Source organism: Nonlabens sp. (assembly GCF_039941875.1).
Classification (GTDB): domain Bacteria; phylum Bacteroidota; class Bacteroidia; order Flavobacteriales; family Flavobacteriaceae; genus Nonlabens.
Genome location: NZ_JBDVDQ010000007.1, coordinates 93,746 through 117,820 on the forward strand (window position 1 = coordinate 93,746; position 24,075 = coordinate 117,820).

Consider the following 24,075-nt stretch of genomic DNA (forward strand, 5'->3'; position numbering starts at 1 on the left):
TAGAATAAATAATTAACAGACTCTAACTGTATAAAAGGAGAAAGCAAGAAAATTAATAAAGCAGTTTTTTGCTGCTTTATTAATTACTTAAAAAAGATTATTAAAAAATTTAAATATTAAAAGATGAGTAAAAAACTTAGATTAGGAATTAACGGATTCGGTCGTATCGGTCGTATCGTTTTTAGAGCTACATTAAAGAGAGAAAATGTAGAAGTAGTAGCTATCAATGATCTTGTAGATGTTGAGCAACTTGCATACTTACTTGAATATGATTCTGTACACGGTAAATACGGTGGTACTATTGAAATTAAAGATGGTAATCTAGTTATCGATGGTGTTGAAGTACGTGTAACTAGCGAGCGCGACCCTAAGAACTTAAAGTGGAATGAAGTAGATGTAGATGTTGTTGCAGACTGTACAGGTATCTTTACAGATCTAGATAGTGCACAAGCTCACCTAGATGCTGGTGCAAAGAAGGTAGTAATATCTGCTCCATCAAAAACGGCTCCTATGTTTGTAATGGGTGTTAATGATTCTGAATTAACTGCAGATCATAAGATCGTTTCAAATGCATCTTGTACTACTAACTGTCTTGCGCCTATGGCAAAAATCCTTAATGACAACTTTGGTATCAAAGAAGCATTAATGACTACTATACACGCTGCTACGGCAACTCAACAAACTGTAGATTCACCTAGTAAGAAAAACTACCGTTTAGGACGTAGTGCTTTAAATAACATCATTCCTGCAACTACTGGTGCTGCTGTAGCAGTAACTAAGGTAATTCCAGAATTAGCTGGTAAATTAACAGGTATGGCTTTCCGTGTACCTGTAGTAGATGTGTCTGTTGTAGATCTTACAGTTAAATTGGAAAAAGAAACTAGCATAGAAGAAATTAATGCTGCTTTTGAAAAAGCTTCTAAAGCTGATATGCAAGGTGTAGTAGGTTATACTACTGAGGCTGTTGTATCTCAAGACTTTGTAAGCGATGACCGCACAAGTATCTATGATGCAAGTGCTGCCATAGAGCTTAATCCTACTTTCTTCAAATTAGTAAGCTGGTATGATAACGAGTTTGGTTATTCTAACAAGCTAGTTGACCTAGCAGAGGAAGTTAACTCTTTATAAAATAAATATCAAAGCTGTTAGGTAATCATCTAGCAGCTTTTTTATTTTTACACAAAATTAAACATTACTTATGATCCTCATAACAGATAGTGGTTCTACTAAATGTGACTGGATAGCCATTAATAACGATGGTGAACAGTTATTTAAAGTACGTACTCAAGGTTTAAATCCAGCTATTTTAACCGTTGAGCAGCTACAAGAACGTATTCTAGCTAGTGATGAGCTAGTTGCAGTAAAAGAAAAGGTAGAAAGAGTTTACTTTTATGGTGCAGGATGTGGTACTGAAAAGCCACGTGCTACACTAGAAGATTTACTGCAGTCCTATTTTGATAAGGCAAGCGAGGTAGTCGTGAGAGAAGATACAGCTGCGGCAGTATTTGCGGCGGTAGGAGATAAGCCTGGTATAGTTTGTATTTTAGGTACAGGATCTAATTGTTGTTATTCTGACGGAAAAAAAATCCATCAGAAAGTAGTCTCTCTAGGTTATACAATTATGGATGAGGCTAGTGGGAACTGGTATGGTAAAGAGTTGATAAGAGATTACAGCTTTAAAAGAATGCCAGAAATTATCAGAGAACGTTTTGCAGCAAATTATAATCTAGAATGTGATTATATGAAACGCAATCTATATAAAGAACCTAATCCTAATGCATTTCTAGCTTCTCATGCCGAGTTTATTTTTCAAAATCTAGACGAACCTTATATTAAAAAAGTATTACGTCGCGGATTGAGAAAATTCTCTAGAAATATGATTCTTCAGTTTCATGAAGAGATCAAACAGTACAAAGTGCATTTTGTAGGTAGTATAGCACATTTTGCAGAACGACGTATCAAACAGGTTGCAGACGAGTTTGATTATGAAGTAGGTAATATAGTACGCAGGCCTATAGATGGTTTAGTGAAATACCATATCAATAAATTGAAAGCAAAATAATAATTTCAAATTTATTAAAAACAAAAGCCGTTTCTGTAAAATAGAAACGGCTTTTGTTTTATAAAAATAGATGAATTAGAAGAATTTAATAGATTCTATTTCTAACTTGAAATCTCCTACGATACCTTCGGCCACATAGAAATTATATCTAAGAATGTGCTTTAGAACAGAAAGGTCTACGTCGTGAGCTACTATCTCACCAAACTTTACATGTTGAAAATCTGCAATAGGAAAGTGAACAGTAGTCCAGTTATCTGGTAAAGTATGTATCATAAAACCTATTTTTTCATGTTGCCATCCTTCATTGTATTCTATTTCAAATGCATAAGGACGTCCATCTGTTTTAAGTTTTATTTCTATAGAAGTGTACTGACTTAAATCTTGATCTATTTTATTAGATCTTATGCAGCTCCATGCACTATTATTTATATTTCTTATCGTACCACTATAAGTAATGTGGTTATCATGCTGTTCTATTATACTAGAAGATTTACCTCCAGTTACTCGATCATCAAAGGGCAACCATTGATATCTCAATTGCTCCTTACCAAATGTAATCTCGGTAGGAACGATTTTATTAACTTTAATCATTCAGGGGAATTTAAAATTAGGGGTATGCAAAATTAGTCCACAACTTCACATTATACAAGTTTAACGTTTATTAATCATCAACATTGTATGTCCTAATTGTAAATTTTCCTTAATAAACTATGCTTTTTGTTCCATTATTAATAGTTGTTCAGTGGTAAGATCGTTAAAAAAATAAATAGAATAATCTTTTTCGTTCACTCTATATTCCATTAAGAATTGTAAGTTCTTGAGTTTTCTAAAGTCAACATCATTAACACGCCATTGAGGATAGCCGCCCATTACAATAGGAGCGTTAGTAGGTTTAAAAGTTTCTTTAACCTTCTTGTAAAGTGTCCATGGATGTTGTGGTTCCATGGTCGTTATCGCTTTATGTATGTCTGGAAATCTATGAATTACCTCTTCCCATATAGGTAGACTTTGTTGTTCTATTTTCTCAATATTAGATACTTCTTGTTTTAAGCTAGCAGGTAAATCTTCTGATTTATGTACTACATAGTCATAATTCTTTTTATCATTAAAACCTTTAGTTAGATCTATGTATAAACTTATGGCTACATTATCAAATAGGTAAGTCCCAGTGTATTTAAAAGGGATTTCTTTTTTATTCTGTGGGATAGGATAAATGTCAGTCAGAGGATAGGTATCAAAGTGCATGGTATCCTTTTCTAGTGCATAGGCTTTTAAAACATGAGGCTTTAAAGTATTTGTAATAGTCTCTATCTCTAACTTAGTAATCTCTGTATGTTCTTTTTTACTAGCCATTAAGTTTTCATAATACTTGATGGGTTTACCTAATAATTTTTCTAAATATTTAAACATAATAACCTATTTTAAGATGATTAAAACTAAAAAAGCGCTGATGTAAATCAGCGCTTTTTGAAATAATTATACGAAATATTACTCGTTTTCTTCTGAAGCTTCGTTTTCGTTAGCTTTTTCTGCCGCTTCAGCTTCAGCAGCTGCGGCCGCTTCTTCTTCCTGCTTTACTATTTGTCTTTGAAGAATGTTCAATTGCTTTTGCTTTTCTTTAATAACATCTAGTTCTTTAGAAAGCTCTGCAATGTTTTTCTTAGTTTGAACTAAGAATGGATTCTTATCATCTTTTGCGTTGATAAACTGCAGGTTGTTATCTAGTTGTCTAACCTCATCCTGTATTTCATCACGTCTTTTCTTAAGGTAAAAACGCTCGTTTTTAAAATCGTTTGCATCGCCATTTTCTAGACTTGCTAGTTTGTTTTGATACTTCAACATTTCTGCATCAACAGCACTTAATCCAGCAGCCTTTAATTTTGCATGAAGCAGTTTTTCAAATTTTTCTTGAATCATGCGTTTGTTGTAAGGTACACGACCTATAGCAGCCCATTGTGACATGTGTTGCTCAACATCTGCAAGCATTGCTTTTTTATCATCCTGAGGAATCATTTCTTTTAATGCGTCATAGACTTTCATCTTAGCATCAAAGTTTTCCAGTTCTTCCTTACTGTCTTCTTTCTTTTGAGCGCTTTTCTTATCAAAGAAACCATTACAAGCCTTTTGAAAACGTTTCCAGATCTTATCACTATCTTTTCTAGGGACATGACCTATCTGTTTCCACTCTGCCTGCACACGCTTCATGATTTGAAGACCTTCAGCAAAATTTTCATTGTCTTGATGCTCTTCAGCAATCGCGATCAATTTCATTTTTGCATCTAGATTATCTTGTTGCTCTTTTTTAAGACCTTTATAGAAATCGTTTTTGGCTTTATTGAATTCTCTAGTACCGTTTCTAAACTGGTTCCACAATTCATTGTTTACCGCTTTAGGTGCAGGACCTGTTTTAGTAAATAATTCTCTTAATACATTGATTTCTTCTAGTCTATCCTGCCATTCCTTATGATTTTTAGCCCCTTGGTGCGTAATCTTTTGAATTTCGGCAACGATGTTCTCTTTTACCAGCTGGTTTTGTGCGCTCATTTTATCACGCTCTTCATAATAAGCTTGTCTCTTATCATGAATTATTTTTGTAGCAGCACTGAATTCGTCCCAAATAGGGTCACGCTCTTCCTTAGCAACAGGACCAGCATCTTCTTTCCACATGCGGTGTAGCTCTTGTAACTCTCTAAGGGCTTTATGAATGTTCTCTTCAGCACCTAATTCTACAGCACGAGCTATAATTTTCTTTCTAAACACAAGGTTGCGTTCAAAATCTTTATCTCTTAACTCCTTACTTAGATCTATATAATCATAGAAATTTTGAGTCGCTAGTCTATAATCTTCCCAAGTAATGTTATAAGCATCGTGTGGTATGTTACCAGTAGCTTTCCATTCATCTTGATAATTATGGAACTTTTTAAATGTAGTTCCTATATTTTCTTCTTGGTTAATCAATTGCTTGATTCCTTCAATGATCTGACGACGCTTTTCAAGATTATCTTCCTGTTGCTTGCGCTTATCTCTTTGAAATTGACCTTTTTGTTTTCTATATAAAGAATGCAGCTCATAGAATTGAGTTGCTAGTTCATTTTTATATTCAAATACTGGTGCTGGCTCATCTTCTACAGGAGGATTTTCTTCTGTAAACTTTGCTTGTGCCTCTTTTTTAGCATCAGCATCTGCAGTTTCAAATGCTTTTTTGATATCATCAGCTTGTGTTCTAAAACTGTTGATAGGGTATTCCTGCATTAACTCTCTTAGCTCTGCAATAAGAGCTGGCATTTCCATAGCATTATAATCCTTTTCAGGGATTTCTTTTACGCTATCATCCTGTGGCTCGTTATCATCTTCATCCACTTCTACGATAGGATCTGCACTGTTTTCTACAGTATCTTTTTCTTCTACGATAGCATCTTCATGAGTAGTAGAGGCATCTTCTACCATTTCTTCTACTTTATTACTACCTTCCTTAATCGGCTCATCATTAGAACCATCACTGTCTGTTGTTTCTTGACCTTCAAGCATTTGCTTAGGCGTGGTAGATTCTTCTACCATTGCATTTTCAAGAGAATCTTGTGCTTCCATATGTACATTATCCATTTCTGGTTGGTTTCCGTCTGCGTTGTGCAGGTTGTCATTCTTATCCATTATCTATTTTTTAATAGTAGTGGCAAGATAAATAGATTTTCTTGAACCACAATTCTATAGCTGTTTACTTATTCCAAAGTTCCCAAGCTTTTTCTGCTTGGTGAACTAACATTTGATATCCGTTAGTAACTCGTGCTCCTTTTTGCTGTCCTAGTTTCATAAACATGGTTAATGCAGGGTTGTACACCAGATCATAAAGAACATGAGATTCATTAAGATATTCATAAGGAATATTAGGTCTCAACTCCACATCTGGCGTTACACCTAGTGGTGTTGTGTTTACGATAAGGCTTACCATTTCCATAACTTCCTTAGTAATAGATTTATAATCTATAGTAAATTCATCTTGTGGATTTCTACTTACAAAGAGATACGGCACCTGTAACGCTTCTAGGGTATAAGCTATTGCCTTAGACGCACCGCCAGTCCCTAAAATCAATGCATTTTTTTGAATAGGAAGAAAAGGCTCCAGACTTTTTCCAAATCCATAGCAGTCCGTATTGTGACCTGTCCATACATTATCTTCTATAGTGACCGTATTTATCGCGCCTATTGTTTTTGCCTCATCACTTAACACGTCTACTACTTTTAGCATATCTTCTTTATAAGGTATGGTCACATTAAGACCTCTTATAATTTCAGGTTTGCCATTTGTGGTGCGAGAATCTTTGTTGTAGGTTACGCTTTCGCGAAAGCGAGACAGCAAAAACTCTCTACTCATTTCAAAGTTTCTATAATGATGATCATCCAACTTTAAATTCTCAAATTTTTCTGAGAAGTAGGCACGTGAAAAACTATAATCTAGTCGTTCTCCTACTAATCCAAAAACACTAGATGGGATTTGCTTTATTTCCATAACGGTCTAATATGTATACACTTAAAAAACCTATGACAACCATTATTATGGCTATCCAGGTGTGAGTTTCATTAATTTCTGGCCAGTATCGGCTGTAGTTTTCTAATATTTTTTTACCACTAGCATCTATGGCTATACTGCCTGTATTTGTTAGTTGATAAATTTCTTTTTTCCATGGCCATACTACGCCCAAAGAACCTGCGATAAAACCTATAATCATAGCATTAGTCTCATTGCGATAGTGTTTAATAGTCCAGCCTAAGAGATGAGAAAGGCTGATAAGACCTACTATAGAACCTAGAACAAACGAGGTGAGAATAGCCAGCATATCCATGTGCAATGGATCATACCACCATGAAAAATCACCTTGTACAACAGCTACCATAGTATCAAAAAAAGTATTGATACTGTCTACTAATAATAAGACATAATTACCTAAAAGGATAAGTATAAAACTACCACTGAGACCAGGTAAGGTCATCCCAGATATACTCACCATACCGCAAAAGAAGACAAATATAAGATTGGGATTTTCTCTAGCAGGATCGAGTAGGGAAGTGCCGACACCTATGGTTATACCTATGATAAGAATTATTACATTATTACGTGTCCATTCTCCATAACTTCTAGATATATAATAAATAGAGCCCAATATCATACCGAAGAAAGTAGCCCATACGAGTATAGGGTAGTACTGGATCAATAGATCAAAACCTTTACTAACAGTAAAATAGCTAAGTGCTTCTCCTAGAATTAATAAGGTTAAGAAACGTCCATTTATATAATGGAAAAATGTCGCATACCTTCCAGAAATAAGTAATTTAAAAGCTTTGAGATTAAGTTTTTGAAGCGAGTAAATAAATTCTTCATAAAAACCACCTACATATGCAACCACACCACCACTTATACCAGGAACCTTATTTGCGGTTCCCATTGCTACTCCTTTTAGAATAAGGAATAGTTTATCGGTAAAGCTTCTCGTGGATTGTCTCAATTATGCTGGTTTTTTATTTGCCCATTTTTCTAACGCCAGTATCAATAAAAAGCCTGTGATGGTAAGTAAAATTACATATAATATTTGTGGATCTCCATTAAATGAAGAAGGTGATATGCTTTTTTCTAAAAACGGTACTTCTACACCATGACTATCTATACGTGTCTTAATGACTTGTTTCCAAGGCCATAATTTATTTAAAGAACCTATCATAAAACCAGTTAGTAAGGCTAGGGTTAGATTCTTCTGATTTTCAAATAACCAAGTTAATATTCTAGAAAAGACTTTTAATCCCACTATACAACCCATGGCAAATAGGAATAGATTCACAAAATAATCCCATGCCGCTGTCCAGTCACCAGCTAGAACAGCTTCTAGAAATCCGGATATAGAACCTAAAACGGTTTTATAACTACCTAATAGTAATAGTAGAAAAGCTCCAGAGACTCCAGGTAAAATCATAGCTATAATGGCTATAAAACCAGAAAATATAATGTACCACCAGCTATCTGGAGACCCTAATGGCTCTGCTATAGTAATGTAATAAGAAATGACTGTACCTATAATTATAGCTATTATAACGGCTAGATTCCATTTAGTAATTTGTTTACCTATATAGAGAACACTAGCTAGCACCAGTCCAAAGAAAAACGCCCATACTAATACAGGAAAGGTGTGCAGTAAATAGGTGATAAGCTTAGATAGACTTAATATGCTTATAGCTATACCAGCGAGTAGATTTAATAGAAAACCAAGGTTATATTTTACAAAAGTGTTCTTAAATCCTATTTTAAAGAAGTCTTTAAACACATGAAGATCAAGACTATCTATGGTTTTAATTAATTCTTCATAAATACCTGTAATAAATGCGATGGTACCACCAGAAACTCCTGGAACAACATCTGCCGCGCCCATGAGTAGTCCTTTTAATACGGTAGTGATATTTTTATTTAAAGACATAATGGTTGTTTAAAATGAAATCCCAAGTGTTTGAAGCTTGGGATTTAAAATAGTTATATAAGAAAGAACGGTTTATCTATGAATAGTCTGTGTTCTATCTGGACCTACACTTACTACTTTGATAGGAATTTCTAATTCTTTTTCTAAGAAGTCTATGTATTCGTTTAATTCTTTAGGAAACTGAGAAGGTTCTCTCATCTTAGTAAGATCTTCTTTCCAGCAGTCAAACTCAGAATAAATAGGTTTTACATTTTCTGGCTCTATGTTATAAGGTAAGTGATCGATTACTTCTCCTTTATATTCATAAGCTGTACAGATTTTAAGTTTATCAAAACCAGAAAGTACGTCACCCTTCATCATCATTAATTGAGTTACCCCATTTACTTGACAAGTGTATTTAAGAGCTACTAGATCTAACCATCCACATCTACGTGCACGACCAGTTACAGCGCCAAATTCGTGACCTACCTTTGCCATTTCTGCACCTACTTCATCAAAAAGCTCTGTAGGGAATGGTCCACTACCTACACGAGTTGTGTATGCTTTAAAGATTCCATAAACTTCACCTATTTGATTAGGCGCAACACCTAGACCAGTACATGCTCCAGCAGCAGTGGTGTTAGAAGATGTTACAAATGGATATGTACCAAAGTCTATATCTAATAAAGATCCTTGAGCACCTTCTGCAAGAATAGTTTTACCATTCTTTTGTGCTTTTTGTAAATACTCTTCAGAATCGATGAAAGTAAGTTCTTTAAGCAATTCTACTGCTTTAAAGAATTCTTCTTCCATCTCTACAAGATTGTATTGAATATCTACATTGTGAAAAGCAATAAGTTCTTCATGCTTGTTAGCAAGAGCTCTATATTTTTCTTTCCAGCTATCTAGTTCTAGATCACCTATTCTAATACCATTACGACCTGTCTTATCCATATAAGTAGGGCCTATTCCTTTAAGTGTAGATCCTATCTTTGCCTTTCCTTTAGATGCTTCAGATGCTGCATCTAATAAACGGTGTGTAGGTAAGATGATGTGAGCCTTTCTTGAAATAATTAATTTGCTCTTGATATCTAAATCAAATTGTTTTAACCCATCCAGTTCTTGTATAAATACTACAGGGTCTATAACAACACCATTACCTATTACATTAGTAGATTTCTCATGAAAAATACCTGAAGGAATAGTTCTTAATACGTGTTTAATACCGTCAAATTCTAGGGTGTGTCCAGCGTTTGGACCACCTTGAAATCTTGCAATAATGTCATAATTAGAAGTTAGAACATCTACAATTTTACCTTTTCCCTCGTCGCCCCATTGAAGACCGAGCAATAAATCTACTGCCATTTTTACTGTTTTTCAGTTGTGTTTTTAACGCCGTAAAAGTATAAAGAATGATTGGTAATCTTTACATTAAATACCTCTTCAATTGTCTTTTTTATCGACTCTATTCTTGGATCGCAAAATTCGATCACTTCACTCGTATCTGTAAGAATTAAATGATCATGCTGTCTATCAAAATATGACTTCTCATAGTGCGATTGATTTTGACCAAATTGATGTCTTCTTACCAGCTTACTTTCTAATAATAATTCTATGGTATTGTAAAGCGTAGCGCGGCTTACACGGTAGTTTTGCTCTTTCATTTTACCGTACAATGACTCCACGTCAAAATGATCTTCACTAGCGTAAATCTCGTCTAATATCGCATAGCGTTCTGGTGTCTTGCGATGCTTGTTTTCACTTAGAAATTGAGTAAAAACATTCCTTACTATTTCCTGCTCTTTTTCCAGGGTGTTAATAATTTCACTCATATTTTATGATCTGGTTACCTTATCGATACCATTTAATTTATTTAGGTTTTGTATAAGAGAAGTCAGTAAATTCTTATTAGGAACTACTACTGTAATTTCTCCCGTAAATATTCCATGATTACTATTAAAAGAAATATTTCTAATATTCACATGCATACTCTCTGAAATGAGTTTGGTAATATCTTGTACCAGTCCCATTCTATCTATACCAGTTAATTTTAATTCTGCTTTATACTCTCTTTGAGTAGAATCTATCCATTTGGCACTTATAATTCTGTAAGCAAATTTACTTTGCAAACTTATGGCATTAGGACAGTTATTCTTATGTACTTTTATCCCTTCGCTCACCGTGGTAAAGCCGAAAACAGAATCACCAGCAATAGGATTACAACACTTAGATAAGGTATAATCTAGTGTAGCACCTTCTTTTCCAAATACTAGAGCATCATAATTCTCTGTTACCTCTTCTTTGTTAATATCAGGATTTTCCTTCGGTTTTCTAATTTTATTTTTAAGAAAGGAGTAGAGCGCATTACTACGGCTACTCGCATATTCCTTAATAGCTTTATTATCTATCGTTCCATTTCCTACTCTATAAAACAGATCGTGACTTGTTTTTAACTTAAAGAAAGTAACCATCTGGTTAACACTAGTCTCATCTAAGTTGATTTTTTGAGATTTTAATTTTCTTACTAAAATCTCTTTACCATCTGCAGCGATAAGCTTTTGATCTTCCTTAAGTGCACCCTTTATTTTTGCCCTAGCTCTTGCCGTGGTAGCATAATCTAGCCAGTTTTTGGTAGGTTTTTGATTTTCAGATGTAATAATATCTACTTGATCACCACTCTTTAATTCATGAGATAGTGGTACTAGTTTACCATTAACACGTGCACCACGAGTGTGCAAGCCTACTTCTGTATGTATAGAAAAAGCAAAGTCTAGAGGTGTAGAGTTTTTAGGTAATGATTTTAATTCTCCCTTTGGTGTAAAGACAAATATCTCTTTACTGTAAAGATTCAGTTTAAATTGCTCTACAAAGTCTACGGCATTGCCATCTTGATTTTCTAGAGCTTCTTGAAGTCTATTTAACCATTCTTCTAGACCGTCTTCTTTACTACCTTGTTTATATTTATAATGTGCAGCATAACCTTTTTCGGCTATTTCATGCATACGCTCAGATCTTATTTGTACTTCTACCCATCTACCATCAGGTCCCATTACAGTGATGTGTAATGCCTCATAACCTGTAGATTTAGGAGAACTTATCCAGTCTCTTAATCGTACCGGATTAGGTGTAAAGTGGTCTGTAACTACAGAGTAAATTTTCCATGCAAGAAACTTCTCGTTTGCTCGATCACTTCTAAATATGATACGCACCGCAAACTTATCGTACACCTCATCAAAGGTGACTCCTTGCTTTAACATCTTGCGACGTATGGAAAAAACAGATTTAGGTCTACCAGAAATACGGTATTCTAGACCTTCTCTTTGTAAACTGTCATCTATAACATGACTAAAATCTTCTATATATGCTTTTTGTTCTTCTTTACTCTCTACTATGGATTTTTGAATATCATTAAAAACCTCTGGTTCTGTATATTTTAAACCTAGATCTTCTAACTCTGTTTTAATATTATATAAACCTAGTCTGTGAGCAATAGGTGCATAAATATATAAAGTCTCACTCGCTATTTTAACCTGCTTATAATCAGGCATACTGTCCATAGTCTGCATGTTGTGCAGCCTGTCTGCTATCTTAATAATAATAACACGTATGTCATCATTAAGAGTAAGCAACATCTTACGGAAGTTTTCTGCCTGTTGAGATATATCTGCATCCTTTTTAAGATGCGCTATTTTAGTAAGTCCATCTACTATGCGTGCTATGGTCTCACCGAATAGTTGCTCAATATCAGATAACGTGTACTTTGTATCTTCTACAACGTCATGTAGTAACGCTGCAGCGATGGCAGTGGCATCTAGACCTATCTGTTTAGCAACTATTTTTGCAACTGCGATAGGGTGAAAGATGTAGGCCTCTCCAGATTTACGGCGCTGTGGTGCGTGTGCCTCCACCGCGATGTCAAAAGCCTTTCTAATCAGCTTTTTATCTTCGTCAGTGAGCATTTGATAACTTATCTTTAAAAGGTCCTTATAACCTTTAGCTATCTGCTTGTTTTCTTCTTTAATCTCGACATCAGTCATATATAGTAAAGTTAAGCTACTTTGTGGATATGAGCAATTATTTTATGCTTTCTAGAAAGGTATTTTTATTCCGCTTTCGCGAAAGCGGAACAACCATCCATCACTTCTTATTTATAAACGCCTATCATAACACCAAAATTCCCATCCATTTGTTTTATGTTATTATCTAAATCGTAAACTCTAGATACAAATCCATCTAGGTACAAAGCATTTTTACAACCTTGTTTTTTGAAGAATGTAGCCAGGTCATAGAAGTTTATTTTTTCCTTAGCAAGAGCAAAAAGTAATTTGCCGTCTGGTAAAATGCCGACTGCATTGCGTATGTGAACATTTTTTGAACCTTCATTAAATGCTTTATGTATTTTTCCATCTATCACAAGCATAGGACCAGACTGTGTAGCATATTTTAAATCTTTGATATTGATGGATGTACTGGATAGTATAATGGGCGATCCATTTTTATGAATCCCAAAAACTCCATTAGGTTGAAGGTAAAAATTACCATAGGCCTCTTGCACCGTGTCTAATTCTTTAATTACATGACTATTTTCTATATACAAACCCTGCGGTGAGTGGTCTTTTAAATACATACCGCCGTTCATAGCATAGATAAGTTTCTGGTCTTTAAGTTTTAAGTGCTTTTCAAGGTTTTTAAAAGTGTTGATTTGGTTTCCTGTTTCATCTTTCCAGTAAAAGGCTAGGTTTTCATTTTCTAAGTCTACAGTTTTTAAATGGAATCTAGCATCCTTAATAATCATTTCTTCTTTTTGTTGAGCAAAAGAATGGAAGAGTAGGCTAAGACTAAGACTTAAGATAAAGTAGTTAATTTTCATATCACAGGATCAAGGTTCTAAATTTATAAGAAAAATCTGCCAAATGGTAGAGTATTTCTTAGATTTTTGTTAAGCTTTTATGATCTCAATTTATAGATAAGATTTATGCTCTATTTTGTCATCCTATTAAACTTTACCCTATACAAATGAAAAGAATTATTATAACTAGTATGTTGCTATCGCTCGTTTTACTGTCGAGTAGTTGTAAAACGACTAGAGATGCCGTTGCTGCAAAAAGTAAATCACCTACAGAAAAAAGTAGTAAGAAGAAACCTAAGTTTAAATCGTATTCTAAAGTTATTACAAGCGATGCGGTAACTGATGACGGTTTATTTAAAACGCACCAAGTAGACGAAGATTTTTTCTATGAGATCCCAACTGACTTATTAGAAAAAGACATGTTATGGGTTACTCGTATAGCACAAATCCCTTCTAATTTAGGTGGTGGTTATATGAATGCTGGAAGTAAGACTAACCAGCAAGTAGTGTCATGGCAGCGTTTTCAAGATAAGATTTTACTTAAAGTTAAGTCTTATTCTGAAGTAGCACTGGATGAAACTGCGGCTATTAACAACTCGGTTAAGGTAAATAATTATGAGCCTACTATGTATGCGTTTGATATACAGGCTTTCAGTAAAGATTCTACAGCTGTAGTAGTTAATGTGACTAAGTTTTTTAACTCTGATGTTCCTTCTATAAGTGGTTTAAATCCTAGATTGAGAAAACAATATAAAGTAAGAAGTCTGGATAAGAGCAGGAGTTTTATCAACTCGGTAAAATCGTTTCCAGAAAATATAGAGGTAAAGCAAGATTTTACATTCACAGCATCAGAGCCGCCATCTAACGGATCTGTAGGTTCTATAAGTATGCAAGTAAATCAATCTATGATTTTACTTCCAGAGGTAGCTATGCAACCTAGATTATATGACCCACGTGTAGGTTTCTTTACCGTAGACCAAATAGATTATTCTAGTCAGGCTCTCAAAGCAGACGAGAAAACGTACATACGTAGATGGAGACTAGAGCCTAAAGATCCTGAGGCTTATGCTCGTGGTGAGTTAGTAGAGCCTGTAAAACCTATCGTTTACTATTTAGATCCTGGAACACCAGAGAGTCTTAAAGAATATATCAAACAGGGAATTGAAGACTGGCAGAAACCATTTGAAACCGCAGGATTTAAGAACGCCATTATTGCAAAAGATGCGCCTACACTTGAAGAAGATCCAGAATTTAGCCCAGAGGATATACGTTATTCCGTAGTGCGTTATGTAGCAAGTACCACGCGTAATGCGGTAGGTCCATCGGTAAGTGACCCACGTAGTGGTGAGATAATAGAAAGTGATATTATATGGTACCACAACCATTTAAGATCTTATAGAAATAGGTATTTATTAGAAACTGGTGCTGCAAACCCAAATGCAAGAACTCTAGATACAGACGCAAAGGAAATAGGAGAGATGATGCGCCAGGTAATAGCGCATGAAGTAGGTCATGCATTAGGTTTTCCTCATAACATGGCAGCTAGTTATGCTTATAATGTAGAAGACTATAGAAATGGTGAGTTTACTCAAAAGAATGGTATCGCAGCGAGTCTTATGGATTATGCACGTTACAACTATATAGCACAACCAGGTGATAAGAACATAAGATTTGTACGCCAGATGGGACCTTATGATCATTATGCTACTAACTGGGGTTATAGGGTTATACCTAACGCAACATCTCCAGAACAAGAAACGGCAACGTTGAATAGCTGGATTATGGAAAAGGCAAACGATCCGGTATATAAATTTGGTCGTCAGAGCAGTAGATTTGATCCGCAATCGCAAACTGAGGCTATAGGTAACGATCCTATTAAAGCGAGTACATATGGTGTGAAAAACTTAAAGTACGTTGCTTTAAATTTACCAGAATGGACCTCACAAAAAACTGATAATTATGACGATCTTCAAGAGCTTTACAGAGAACTTTTAGGTGTGTATTCTAGATATGTAGGTCATGTAGTGACTAATGTAGGTGGTGTTAATGAAGACCTTAAAAAACCTACACAGTCGGGAACAGTGTACCGTACGGTAGATAAAAAAACGCAAAAAGAGTCGGTAGAGTGGATTAAGAATAACGTGATAGAAACGCCTACATGGTTAGTAGATAAGAAAATCGTTCAAAACATAAATCCAGATGGTTACTTTGATGTGCTTAGGTCTGTACAAGTAAGACACCTAAATAGTCTTTTAAGTCACGATCGTATAGGTAGATTGATCAATTCTGAGACTGTGGACACAGATTATTACAGCGCACTAGATATGTTACAGGATGTAAGAAAAGCAGTGTTTTCTAGTGCTAAAGTAGATATTTACAAGAGAAATATTCAAAGAGCTTATGTGGATAGATTAAACTATCTAATGACAGAAACTCCTAGACGTTCTGGTTATAATGTAGCGCAAAGTGATGTGAGAGCGCTAGTAAGAGGAGAGCTTAAAACGTTACAGTCTACTTTACGCAGTAAAAGAAATGCTTCATCTAGTAAGGTAAATCGTTACCATTATGAAGACCTTTTAGCTCGTGTAGATTTAATTTTGAATCCTAGATAGAGGTCATACTTATTTTATTATTTAAAAAGCAATCTGAGAAGGTTGCTTTTTTTGTGTTCCGCTTTCGCGAAAGCGGAATAAATATCCATCTAACGAGATACTTTTTTAGTATTGATATAATGAAAAGCATAAGAGGCTATAAAACCAATGAGCGCAAATATGGAAAGCATTAAAAATACTTTTTGAAAGCCCAATTCTCCAGGATAATTGTCTAATAAAATACCTATAACAGGTCCCATAAAAATATCTGGAGTAAATCCTACTATAGACATTAAACCTACTGCGGTACCTGTGACAGCCATAGGTATTTTACCTTCTTGTATAGCAGAGAAATATAGGGTTCTAAAGGCATAAACACCTGTTGCAACAGTGATAATGGTAAAACCAAAAAAGAGCGTGGTATGAGGTTCTATCTGGCCAGAAGCAAATAGTAGAGCGCCTAGAATGGTTATTGCAAAGCTTATAATCATCATTAGAGAAGAGCGAGTTTTATCTGCTAGTACACCTATGATAATACCTATAATAATACGTATACCTAACAGATTACTGCCTATCGCAGCAGACTCTGTCTTACTATATCCCATGACCTCGTTTGCATATTGTGAGTATATGTCGGTAATTTTATAACCTGTGTAAGCACAGAGAATAATGACCATTAATAACCATACCGATGGGATTTTTAAAACGGCTATATAATTTTTAAGAACTTGTCTATTAGATATTTTAGGAGACTGTTTCCTATCACTGTTATGGTCCTTTAAAATGAAAATTAATAATAAAGCTATTAGTGCTACGATTATAGAAGTTATAATGACTACATATTGATAAGCACTTTTACGCTCCAATAGACTTGCGGTTTCTGTTCCATCTATAAAAACGACAGATAATATAAGAATACCTAACCATCCGAATGCAAAGGAGACTAAACCGCGACCGCCATCTAGTAGTCCAAAAGCTAAACCTTGTCTAGATGTACCGCCCCAAACTCTAGTTGCTTTAATCATCGCTGCCCAAAATAAAAATATGGTAGTAAATCCCCAGTATCCATAAAGTATAGTCAGTCCTAAATAGGAAGGATAAGTAGACATATAAATACCGCCTAGTGAGGTAAGGAGTAAAGAAATGGCCATGAGGTAACGCGGCTGGTACTTATCTGCAAGGCTACCACCTATGAGGTAAGATACAAATGCTACTATGCCGTATATGGAGAAACAGGCTCCTAGCTCTAGGTTAGTGAGTTCAAAAACGTCTAAGACGGTAGGTCTAAAAATACGTGCTAGTACAAAAGGAAGTATAAAATTTGCTTCTCCTGCTAGAATGAGGAGAATGATATTAATTAATTTTTGTCCTTTACTTAAAATATGAATTCTATTTAGGGTAAATGTAATAAATAGTTATCACAGATTATAAAGCATAAAAAAAGGCTACTTGTTATAAGTAGCCTTTTTTTAAACGGAGGATGTGTTCTTATAATGTAAATGACTTATAAAAAGTATTTCCTGCAGATTTCATTATGATAAAATAATCTCCTTTTTTATCTGGAGATAATTGAAATATACGCTTCAAATTAGAAGAGTTAGAAATCGCTTCTTGATGTATCAACTCATCGTTGTAATAAATGTTCACGTCCAGGACTTCGTCAGTAGAGGCTAGTTGAGAGATAAATAATTGATTTTCTCTAGTAACTGCTACGGGCTTGTAAAAAGTATTTTCTACAGAGAATTTTACGATACCATTTGTTACATTAAAAGATTTAGTAAGGATCTCACAGTCTTTATTTAATTCAATACTGTAGGTTCCGTTTTCTAAAGTAGTTAAATCAAACTGTTGTGTGTAATTACCGTTTTCTTTAATCTTCTCACTATATAAAGTAATATCATCTGCATCTTTAATAGTCAGTTGATGTCCTTTTTTCACGTCGTTAAATTGTACTACAGTAACACTTTTAGGTGGTACGATAGATGTTGCGTTTGCTGCATAGCCTGTTAACACGGTTAACATAAGTGCTATAAATAATAGGTTTTTCATTGTTTTCATCTTGTTAATATTTTAATGATGATTTACATGACAAATGTAGAACAGTATACAAGTTTAGAAAACATCGTATTTGACCATATTGTATACTATATTAACTTTATTAAAACATCTATAACGTTATAGTGTGAATATAGTGTATTTTAAAGGCTAAATGCCGTTTTTATTATTGCTCAAAATGATCGTTTTATTCTCTATTGATTCCTTATTTTCGTAGCAAACTACCCTAATTATATACAGTATGTTTATGGACTATTTCTATTTAATAAGGAAGAACTATAGAGAGTAGATAAAGTAAAAGATGTACTAATATCTATATCAATAGAAAGAGTGAGCTCATTTACTAGATCAATTAGAGAAATGAGGCAAAAAGAAGGGAAGGCGAGAAGAAGAGAAGGCGAGAAAGAGAGATAATGATTACAAATAGAAGCACAGTGAAGAAATGAGAAAAGAGACACGGCTAACTATTACGTATTTTTAAATAAATTAGTTAACTACTGCTTAGAGAGGTGTTAAATTTTAAACAGAAAAATAAAGACATAAAAAAAAGGCTACTTAAAAAAGTAGCCTTTACCTAAAATTTTATTATTCCCTATAAAGTAAATGTCTTATAAAATGACTTCCCTGCAGATTTCATTATGATATAATATTCACCTTTTCTATCTGGAGATAATTGAAATACACGTTTTAGATTAGATGAGTCAGAAATAGCTTCTTTATGTACTAATTCATTGTTATAGTAAATCAACACATCAAGAACTTCGTCATTTGAGCTTAGTTGAGAAACAAATAACTGATCATTTCTTTTAGTTGCTACAGGCTTGTAAAAAGTCATTTCTGTAGAAAGATCTACGATTCCGTTTTCTACATTAAAAGTTCTAGTCAGTACTTCGCTATCCTTATTTAATTCTATAGTATAACTACCATTTTCTAGAGTAGTTAAATCAAATTGTTTTGTATAATTTCCAGTTAAACTAATTGTCTCGTTATATAAAGTAATGTTAGCGGCATCTTTAATAGTTAATTGATGTCCTTTTTTAACATTGTCAAATTGTACTACAGTTACACTTTTAGGTGGTACGATAGATGTTACGTCTGCTGCATAGCTTGTTAATACGGTTAACATAAGAGCTACAAATAATAGGTTTTTCATTGCTTTCATCTCGATAATATTTTAATGATGATTTACATGACAAATGTAAGATGCTATGCAAGCACAGAAAACAACATATTTGATCTAATTATATGGTAAATTAACTTTATTGATTTAGCTATAACGTTATAGTGTAAATATACTATAATATTGAGTTTAAAATAGCGATATTTGTAGTCTCTAAAATCATTGTTTTGATCAAAATTTTACTGGATGTTATATAAGAAAGCTACTTTAAAAAAAATACAGCCAGAATTCGGTGGTTCTGTGTTTGTTCAAAAAAGCACAACAGAAAGAGGTGATAATAAGCCTTTCTGGCATTTTCATCCAGAGATAGAGCTTGTATATGTAAATGAAGGAAAAGGAAAACGACATATAGGTAATCATATGTCTTATTATAATGACAGTCAGTTACTACTTATAGGTTCGATGTTACCGCATATAGGTTATACAGATAGACCCAATCATGGATCTGAATTATTGGTACAGTTTCTTCCTGATTTTTTAGGAGAAGGCTTTTTCACCGTACCAGAAATGGCACCTATTAAACAGTTATTTGAACGTGCAAAGAATGGATTGCTTTTTAAGAAGGATACTATAGAACGATTAGGTACACAAATACACGATTTAAATGATGTACATGGCTTTGAAAGAACTATTCTTTTATTAAAAATATTACATGATCTAGCCACTACTGATGATTATGAGGTTTTAAATGCAGAAACCTTCACTTTTGAAACAGAACTGCAAGACAACTCGAAGACCGAGGTAATATATAAGTACATTAATCAGAATTATAAAGAGCAAATACCTCTAGAAGAAATAGCTAGTAAGGTAAGTATGACGGTTCCTGCTTTTTGTAGGTATTTTAAAAAGACATCTGGTAAGACCTTTACTAAAATAGTAAATGAATATAGAGTTGTGCATGCCACAAAACTATTATCAGAATCTCAAATGAGTATAACTGAGATTTGCTTTGAGTGCGGCTTTAATAATTTTTCTCACTTCAACAAGATTTTTAAAGAATTTACAGGAAAGAGTGCTAGTAAATACCGCAAAGAATTAAAACAGATTTTGAATTAATAAAAAAGCATGCTAAGTCTTTAGACCCAGCATGCTTATAATTAATTACGTTTTAGTCTTTATACTAATTATGGACAGGTTTCTACAGTAACACTTATTTCTACTATGTAATAGGTATTTTCTACAGTATTATCAACTCTTACAAAGAAGGTCTCTGTTTCTATAGTGTTCATAAATGGAACAGTACTATCTATAGGATTGGTTTCTGTATCAGCATCTGCCTCAGAACTGTAGTAGGTAATATCTATTAAGTTATTGTCTTCTTGTAAAATTTCATAGATGCAGTTATCGTATTCATTCAAAGTCAATTCTGTAAAACCTGGTGTAGCAACATCTTCACACTTTGTAAAGTTAAAGTCATAACAATCATCATTTGATACATTACAGTATTTGTGAATGATCAGCTCATCTAGTCCGTCAGTAAGCCTCATGGAATCTGAATCTAGAATTTCAGCTTTCCAGTTGCGGTTAAATTGAGTTTCTGTATCAACATCAGCACTTAGACTTATGTTTACATGTAATTGACTTTCTATCATGATAGATGTCCATGACCCTGTCGCTGTATCAGAATAGTAACTAAAGTTCATCACTCCATTTTCTACAAAGAATGAGCCTCCTAGGTAGTCATTAGAAGAGGTTTTAGAATAACCTACTTCCCATACACATTCATCTAGTAAACCCTGACAGTAACGTATAAGTTCTAATTCTTCATCGATACAATTATCTATACTCTCTTTTAATTGCTCATTAGTATTGATATCAATAGCAGTTCCATCTGTTAAGGTAGCAGAGATAGGGTAGCTTATACTTATTGAGTTGGTGCTAGGTAAAACATCTAAAAAATCACGAAAGGCTTGATTTCCTATAATAAAGGTATTAGCTATTTCCATATCGTTTGAGTTGTAGGTAAATACGTTTATAGGGTATATTACCTGAATACATGAGATAGTTTCTTCATCAGTTTCAGCATCTCCAGATACGTCAGTTAGCAATTCATATAATTCAGAATCAACTGCTATTAAATCTTTTGTTATAGTGTCATCAAAATCTTCATACGTACAGGAAACTATACTTAATACAGTTATGAGCAAAAGGATAATTTTTTTAAGGTTTTTCATAGCTTATAATTTAGGTTACATCTTATAGTATAAAAGCTATCGTAATGGTTGCGTCTCAGTGCACATGATTGTATGAGATAAATTCTTAAAAGCATTAACGATTCGTACCTCCTTTGTTAATAGACTTTTAATAGCTTGTTAATTAAAGATTATAATGAGAAGTCTTGATTTTTTATTAACGCAATTACAGTAATTCGTCTCATACCTTTAAATAAAAAAAAACTATGAGTACTAACGTAACTACTATAAATCCAACAACAGGTAAAGAGATTAAAACCTATGAATTAATGACAGAAGAACAGACCATGAAAGCTGTTGAAAAATGTCATGACGCTTTTACTAAATGGAAAGCTACTCCTATAGAAGAAAGAGGTAAAATCATTCAGAAAATCGGTGAAAAATTCAAAGAGCATAAAGAAGAGTTTGCACAATTAATGACCGAAGAAATGGGTAAGATTATAGCCCATGGTAATGATGAATTAGATCTTTGTGCAGCAATTTGTGACTATACCGCAGCAACAGGAGCAAAGGAACTTGCAGATGAAGAAAAAGAACTAGCCGGCGGCGGTAAAGGAATTGTTTCTTACTCACCTCTAGGTGTTATATATGGTATACAACCATGGAATTTCCCAGCTTACCAAGTAGTGAGATATTCCATTGTAAATTTAATGGCAGGTAACGGTATTTTGCTCAAACATGCAGCAAATGTTACCGGTAGTGCATTAAAGCTGAAAGAGATTTATGAAGAAGCTGGATTACCTAAAGATTTATTTACAGTTCTTATTATTGATCATGATGTAAGTGAAAAAATCATTGAACACGATCTAGTAAGAGGTGTAACTTTTACTGGTAGTGCAGGTGCCGGCCGTAAAATAGGAGAGCAATCTGGTAAGGCTATTAAGAAGACTGTATTAGAGCTAGGTAGTAACGATGCGTATATCGTACTAGAAGACGCAGATGTAGAACTAGCAATAAAAAGTTGTACCGAAGGTCGTATCTATAATAATGGTGAAACCTGTGTTGCTGCAAAAAGATTTATTGTAGTAGACGCTGTTTATGATCAATTTAAAAAAGGCTTTGTAGAAAGCATGAAGAATATAAAATTAGGAGATCCTACAGATGAGAACACTCAATTAGGACCTATGGCGAGAAAAGACTTGAGAGAGAAAATTCACAATCAGGTTAAAGAAAGTATAGAAAACGGCGCTGAGGTATTGTGTGGTGGTGAAATACCTGAAGGTGATGGATATTATTACCCATCTACAGTTTTAGGAAATGTAAAACCAGGACAACCTGCGTATGATGACGAGTTATTTGGACCGGTTGCTTCATTAATAAAGGCAAAAGACCAGGACGATGCCATGCGCATAGCAAATGACAGTCGTTTTGGACTAGGTGGTGGAATATTCAGTAAAGATGAAGATAAAGCAATAGAGCTAGCTCAAAATCACTTTGACACAGGTATGGTGTTTATCAATTCATTTGGTATTGCACAAGTAGACATGCCATTCGGTGGAGTTAAAGATTCAGGTTTCGGTAGAGAACACGGAGGATTTGGTATTAAAGAATTCGTTAATGCAAAAGGAATAAGTATTTTAAAATAATGATTGAACATTGTCCAGTCCTAAATAACCGATACAGATTATTAAAGGATTAAATTTATTATTTAAATCTCAATGAAGCTAGCTTCGTTGAGATTTTTTTGATTTGTATGTTTTTCTTGTTAATTGATTTTGTTTGTGCATTTGAATAGGTGTAAGCATATGATTAGAACAGTGTGGTCTGAATGAGTTATATATTTCAATAGATTCTTCAACGAGTGTTTTTTTTAGCTCTATGTTTTGGATGTTTTTATTAATAAAGAACTCTTGTTTTAAGATTCCATTGATTCTTTCTGCAATAGCATTTTCATAAGGATCATATTTTTCGGTCATGCTTGGTTTAATACTGTTTTTATCTAATAAAGCTTGATACTCATTTGAGCAATATTGAAGTCCTCTGTCAGAGTGATGGATCAACGGGCTGTCTTTATAGCTTCTCTCATTAAGTGCCATTTCTAATGCTTGAAGTGAACCTTCTACCGATAGACTTTTGGATACATTATAACCGACTATCTTTTTTGAATAGGCGTCTGTTATCAATGCTAGGTAAGATGGATTCTTTCTGGTTCCTATATAGGTAATATCACTTACCCATATCTGTTCCGGTCTGTTTATATCCATAGAGCTAACTATGTTCTTATGCTTCCTAAACCTATGATGAGAATCAGTTGTTATATGATAGCTTCGTTTAGGTTTTATAAGCATATGATTAGCTCTAAGTATTCTAAAAAGTTTATCTCTTCCCACGTTTAATTCAGAGAGCTGTTTTTCTAGTTTGTGATATAATTTCCTAGTCCCTATTCTACGCATCACACGACGCACATTATTAACTAAGGCAATTACCTTTTGTGCTGTACGTTGATTGTGAGCTCTTTTTCTTAGAGCTCTATAATAAACCTGTCTGCTAAGCCCAAGTAAGTTACAGGCAGAAACTATTGTTTCTTTGTGTTCTTTTTTAAAGTTTTCGATAACTCGGGCTTGTAATTTTTTCTGATCTCAATGTCGTATTCTTTTTCTGCCATATCAACAAGCATATCAAAAATAATTACTTTCTTATCTGCTCGTTCTACTAGATGTTCTGCTCTTGCTTTCTGCTTTTCAAGCAACTTGACTTTTGCTTCTA

Annotated in this window: 22 protein-coding genes; 6 read left to right on the forward strand and 16 right to left on the reverse strand. The window is 34.1% G+C overall.

The features are described from left to right. Positions 1 to 123 precede the first annotated feature (123 nt). Both gap and ABJF08_RS05160 read left to right on the forward strand, forming a co-directional pair. The gene (gene gap / locus ABJF08_RS05155) at positions 124 to 1,128 is read left to right on the forward strand and encodes a type I glyceraldehyde-3-phosphate dehydrogenase (RefSeq protein WP_348114998.1); all 1,005 of its coding nucleotides are present in this window, start codon (positions 124 to 126) and stop codon (positions 1,126 to 1,128) included. 70 nt (positions 1,129 to 1,198) lie between these two features. Continuing rightward, complete coding sequence (locus tag ABJF08_RS05160) at positions 1,199 to 2,062, forward strand: N-acetylglucosamine kinase (protein WP_348114999.1); 864 nt, start codon at positions 1,199 to 1,201, stop codon at positions 2,060 to 2,062. Between the two features lie 75 nt (positions 2,063 to 2,137). Here ABJF08_RS05160 and ABJF08_RS05165 read toward each other — a convergent pair whose 3' ends face one another. From ABJF08_RS05165 to ABJF08_RS05210, 10 genes are all read right to left on the reverse strand, one after another. Beyond that, the gene (locus ABJF08_RS05165) at positions 2,138 to 2,653 is read right to left on the reverse strand and encodes a CIA30 family protein (protein WP_348115000.1); all 516 of its coding nucleotides are present in this window, start codon (positions 2,651 to 2,653) and stop codon (positions 2,138 to 2,140) included. A gap of 117 nt (positions 2,654 to 2,770) precedes the next feature. Continuing rightward, positions 2,771 to 3,472: a hypothetical protein gene (locus ABJF08_RS05170; protein WP_348115001.1), complete on the reverse strand. Its 702-nt coding sequence runs from the start codon at positions 3,470 to 3,472 to the stop codon at positions 2,771 to 2,773. Between the two features lie 78 nt (positions 3,473 to 3,550). Continuing rightward, positions 3,551 to 5,713 (reverse strand): DUF349 domain-containing protein, encoded by a 2,163-nt coding sequence (locus ABJF08_RS05175; RefSeq protein ID WP_348115002.1) that lies wholly within the window; start codon positions 5,711 to 5,713, stop codon positions 3,551 to 3,553. Between the two features lie 64 nt (positions 5,714 to 5,777). Continuing rightward, the gene (locus ABJF08_RS05180; protein ID WP_348115003.1) at positions 5,778 to 6,569 is read right to left on the reverse strand and encodes a shikimate dehydrogenase; all 792 of its coding nucleotides are present in this window, start codon (positions 6,567 to 6,569) and stop codon (positions 5,778 to 5,780) included. Then, positions 6,544 to 7,563: a DUF368 domain-containing protein gene (locus ABJF08_RS05185; protein WP_348115004.1), complete on the reverse strand. Its 1,020-nt coding sequence runs from the start codon at positions 7,561 to 7,563 to the stop codon at positions 6,544 to 6,546. Before ABJF08_RS05185 ends, ABJF08_RS05180 begins: the two co-directional genes overlap by 26 nt. Continuing rightward, complete coding sequence (locus ABJF08_RS05190; RefSeq protein WP_348115005.1) at positions 7,564 to 8,523, reverse strand: DUF368 domain-containing protein; 960 nt, start codon at positions 8,521 to 8,523, stop codon at positions 7,564 to 7,566. A 72-nt stretch (positions 8,524 to 8,595) separates the two neighbouring features. Next, the gene (locus ABJF08_RS05195) at positions 8,596 to 9,867 is read right to left on the reverse strand and encodes an adenylosuccinate synthase (protein WP_348115006.1); all 1,272 of its coding nucleotides are present in this window, start codon (positions 9,865 to 9,867) and stop codon (positions 8,596 to 8,598) included. Positions 9,868 to 9,869: 2 nt separating this feature from the next. Beyond that, positions 9,870 to 10,334 carry a transcriptional repressor gene (locus ABJF08_RS05200; RefSeq protein WP_348115007.1) on the reverse strand — a complete coding sequence of 155 codons (465 nt, stop codon included), beginning with the start codon at positions 10,332 to 10,334 and terminating at the stop codon, positions 9,870 to 9,872. A 3-nt stretch (positions 10,335 to 10,337) separates the two neighbouring features. Further along, positions 10,338 to 12,539, reverse strand: a complete 2,202-nt coding sequence (locus ABJF08_RS05205) for a RelA/SpoT family protein (RefSeq protein WP_348115008.1) — start codon at positions 12,537 to 12,539, stop codon at positions 10,338 to 10,340. A gap of 107 nt (positions 12,540 to 12,646) precedes the next feature. Further along, positions 12,647 to 13,372 carry a phosphodiester glycosidase family protein gene (locus ABJF08_RS05210; RefSeq protein WP_348115009.1) on the reverse strand — a complete coding sequence of 242 codons (726 nt, stop codon included), beginning with the start codon at positions 13,370 to 13,372 and terminating at the stop codon, positions 12,647 to 12,649. Between the two features lie 146 nt (positions 13,373 to 13,518). Here ABJF08_RS05210 and ABJF08_RS05215 point away from each other — a divergent pair, with 146 nt between their 5' ends. After that, positions 13,519 to 15,963, forward strand: a complete 2,445-nt coding sequence (locus ABJF08_RS05215; protein ID WP_348115010.1) for a zinc-dependent metalloprotease — start codon at positions 13,519 to 13,521, stop codon at positions 15,961 to 15,963. An 89-nt stretch (positions 15,964 to 16,052) separates the two neighbouring features. On the opposite strand, the gene ABJF08_RS05220 is transcribed toward ABJF08_RS05215, so the two are convergent. Next, positions 16,053 to 17,234, reverse strand: a complete 1,182-nt coding sequence (locus ABJF08_RS05220; protein WP_348115020.1) for an MFS transporter — start codon at positions 17,232 to 17,234, stop codon at positions 16,053 to 16,055. On the opposite strand from ABJF08_RS05220, the gene ABJF08_RS05225 reads away from it, so the two are divergent. Further along, a complete protein-coding gene (locus ABJF08_RS05225; protein WP_348115011.1) occupies positions 17,158 to 17,328 on the forward strand; it encodes a hypothetical protein in 171 nt (56 codons plus the stop codon). The genes ABJF08_RS05220 and ABJF08_RS05225 overlap by 77 nt on opposite strands. A gap of 102 nt (positions 17,329 to 17,430) precedes the next feature. On the opposite strand, the gene ABJF08_RS05230 is transcribed toward ABJF08_RS05225, so the two are convergent. Then, complete coding sequence (locus ABJF08_RS05230; RefSeq protein WP_348115012.1) at positions 17,431 to 17,991, reverse strand: hypothetical protein; 561 nt, start codon at positions 17,989 to 17,991, stop codon at positions 17,431 to 17,433. Between the two features lie 598 nt (positions 17,992 to 18,589). Further along, on the reverse strand, positions 18,590 to 19,150 hold the full coding sequence (locus ABJF08_RS05235) for a DUF3244 domain-containing protein (protein ID WP_348115013.1): 561 nt from the start codon (positions 19,148 to 19,150) through the stop codon (positions 18,590 to 18,592). Positions 19,151 to 19,363: 213 nt separating this feature from the next. On the opposite strand from ABJF08_RS05235, the gene ABJF08_RS05240 reads away from it, so the two are divergent. Further along, entirely contained in the window at positions 19,364 to 20,233 is an 870-nt protein-coding gene (locus ABJF08_RS05240; RefSeq protein WP_348115014.1) for an AraC family transcriptional regulator, read from the forward strand. A gap of 68 nt (positions 20,234 to 20,301) precedes the next feature. Here ABJF08_RS05240 and ABJF08_RS05245 read toward each other — a convergent pair whose 3' ends face one another. Next, the gene (locus tag ABJF08_RS05245; protein ID WP_348115015.1) at positions 20,302 to 21,351 is read right to left on the reverse strand and encodes a hypothetical protein; all 1,050 of its coding nucleotides are present in this window, start codon (positions 21,349 to 21,351) and stop codon (positions 20,302 to 20,304) included. A 224-nt stretch (positions 21,352 to 21,575) separates the two neighbouring features. Between ABJF08_RS05245 and ABJF08_RS05250 the strand changes: the two genes are divergently transcribed. Then, positions 21,576 to 22,955, forward strand: a complete 1,380-nt coding sequence (locus tag ABJF08_RS05250; protein ID WP_348115016.1) for an NAD-dependent succinate-semialdehyde dehydrogenase — start codon at positions 21,576 to 21,578, stop codon at positions 22,953 to 22,955. Between the two features lie 78 nt (positions 22,956 to 23,033). On the opposite strand, the gene ABJF08_RS05255 is transcribed toward ABJF08_RS05250, so the two are convergent. Next, positions 23,034 to 23,921, reverse strand: coding sequence for an IS3 family transposase (locus ABJF08_RS05255; RefSeq protein ID WP_348115021.1), 888 nt, complete (start codon positions 23,919 to 23,921; stop codon positions 23,034 to 23,036). Then, a partial coding sequence (locus ABJF08_RS05260) for a hypothetical protein (RefSeq protein WP_348115017.1) occupies positions 23,885 to 24,075 on the reverse strand: 191 nt, incomplete at its 5' end. The genes ABJF08_RS05255 and ABJF08_RS05260, both read right to left, overlap by 37 nt.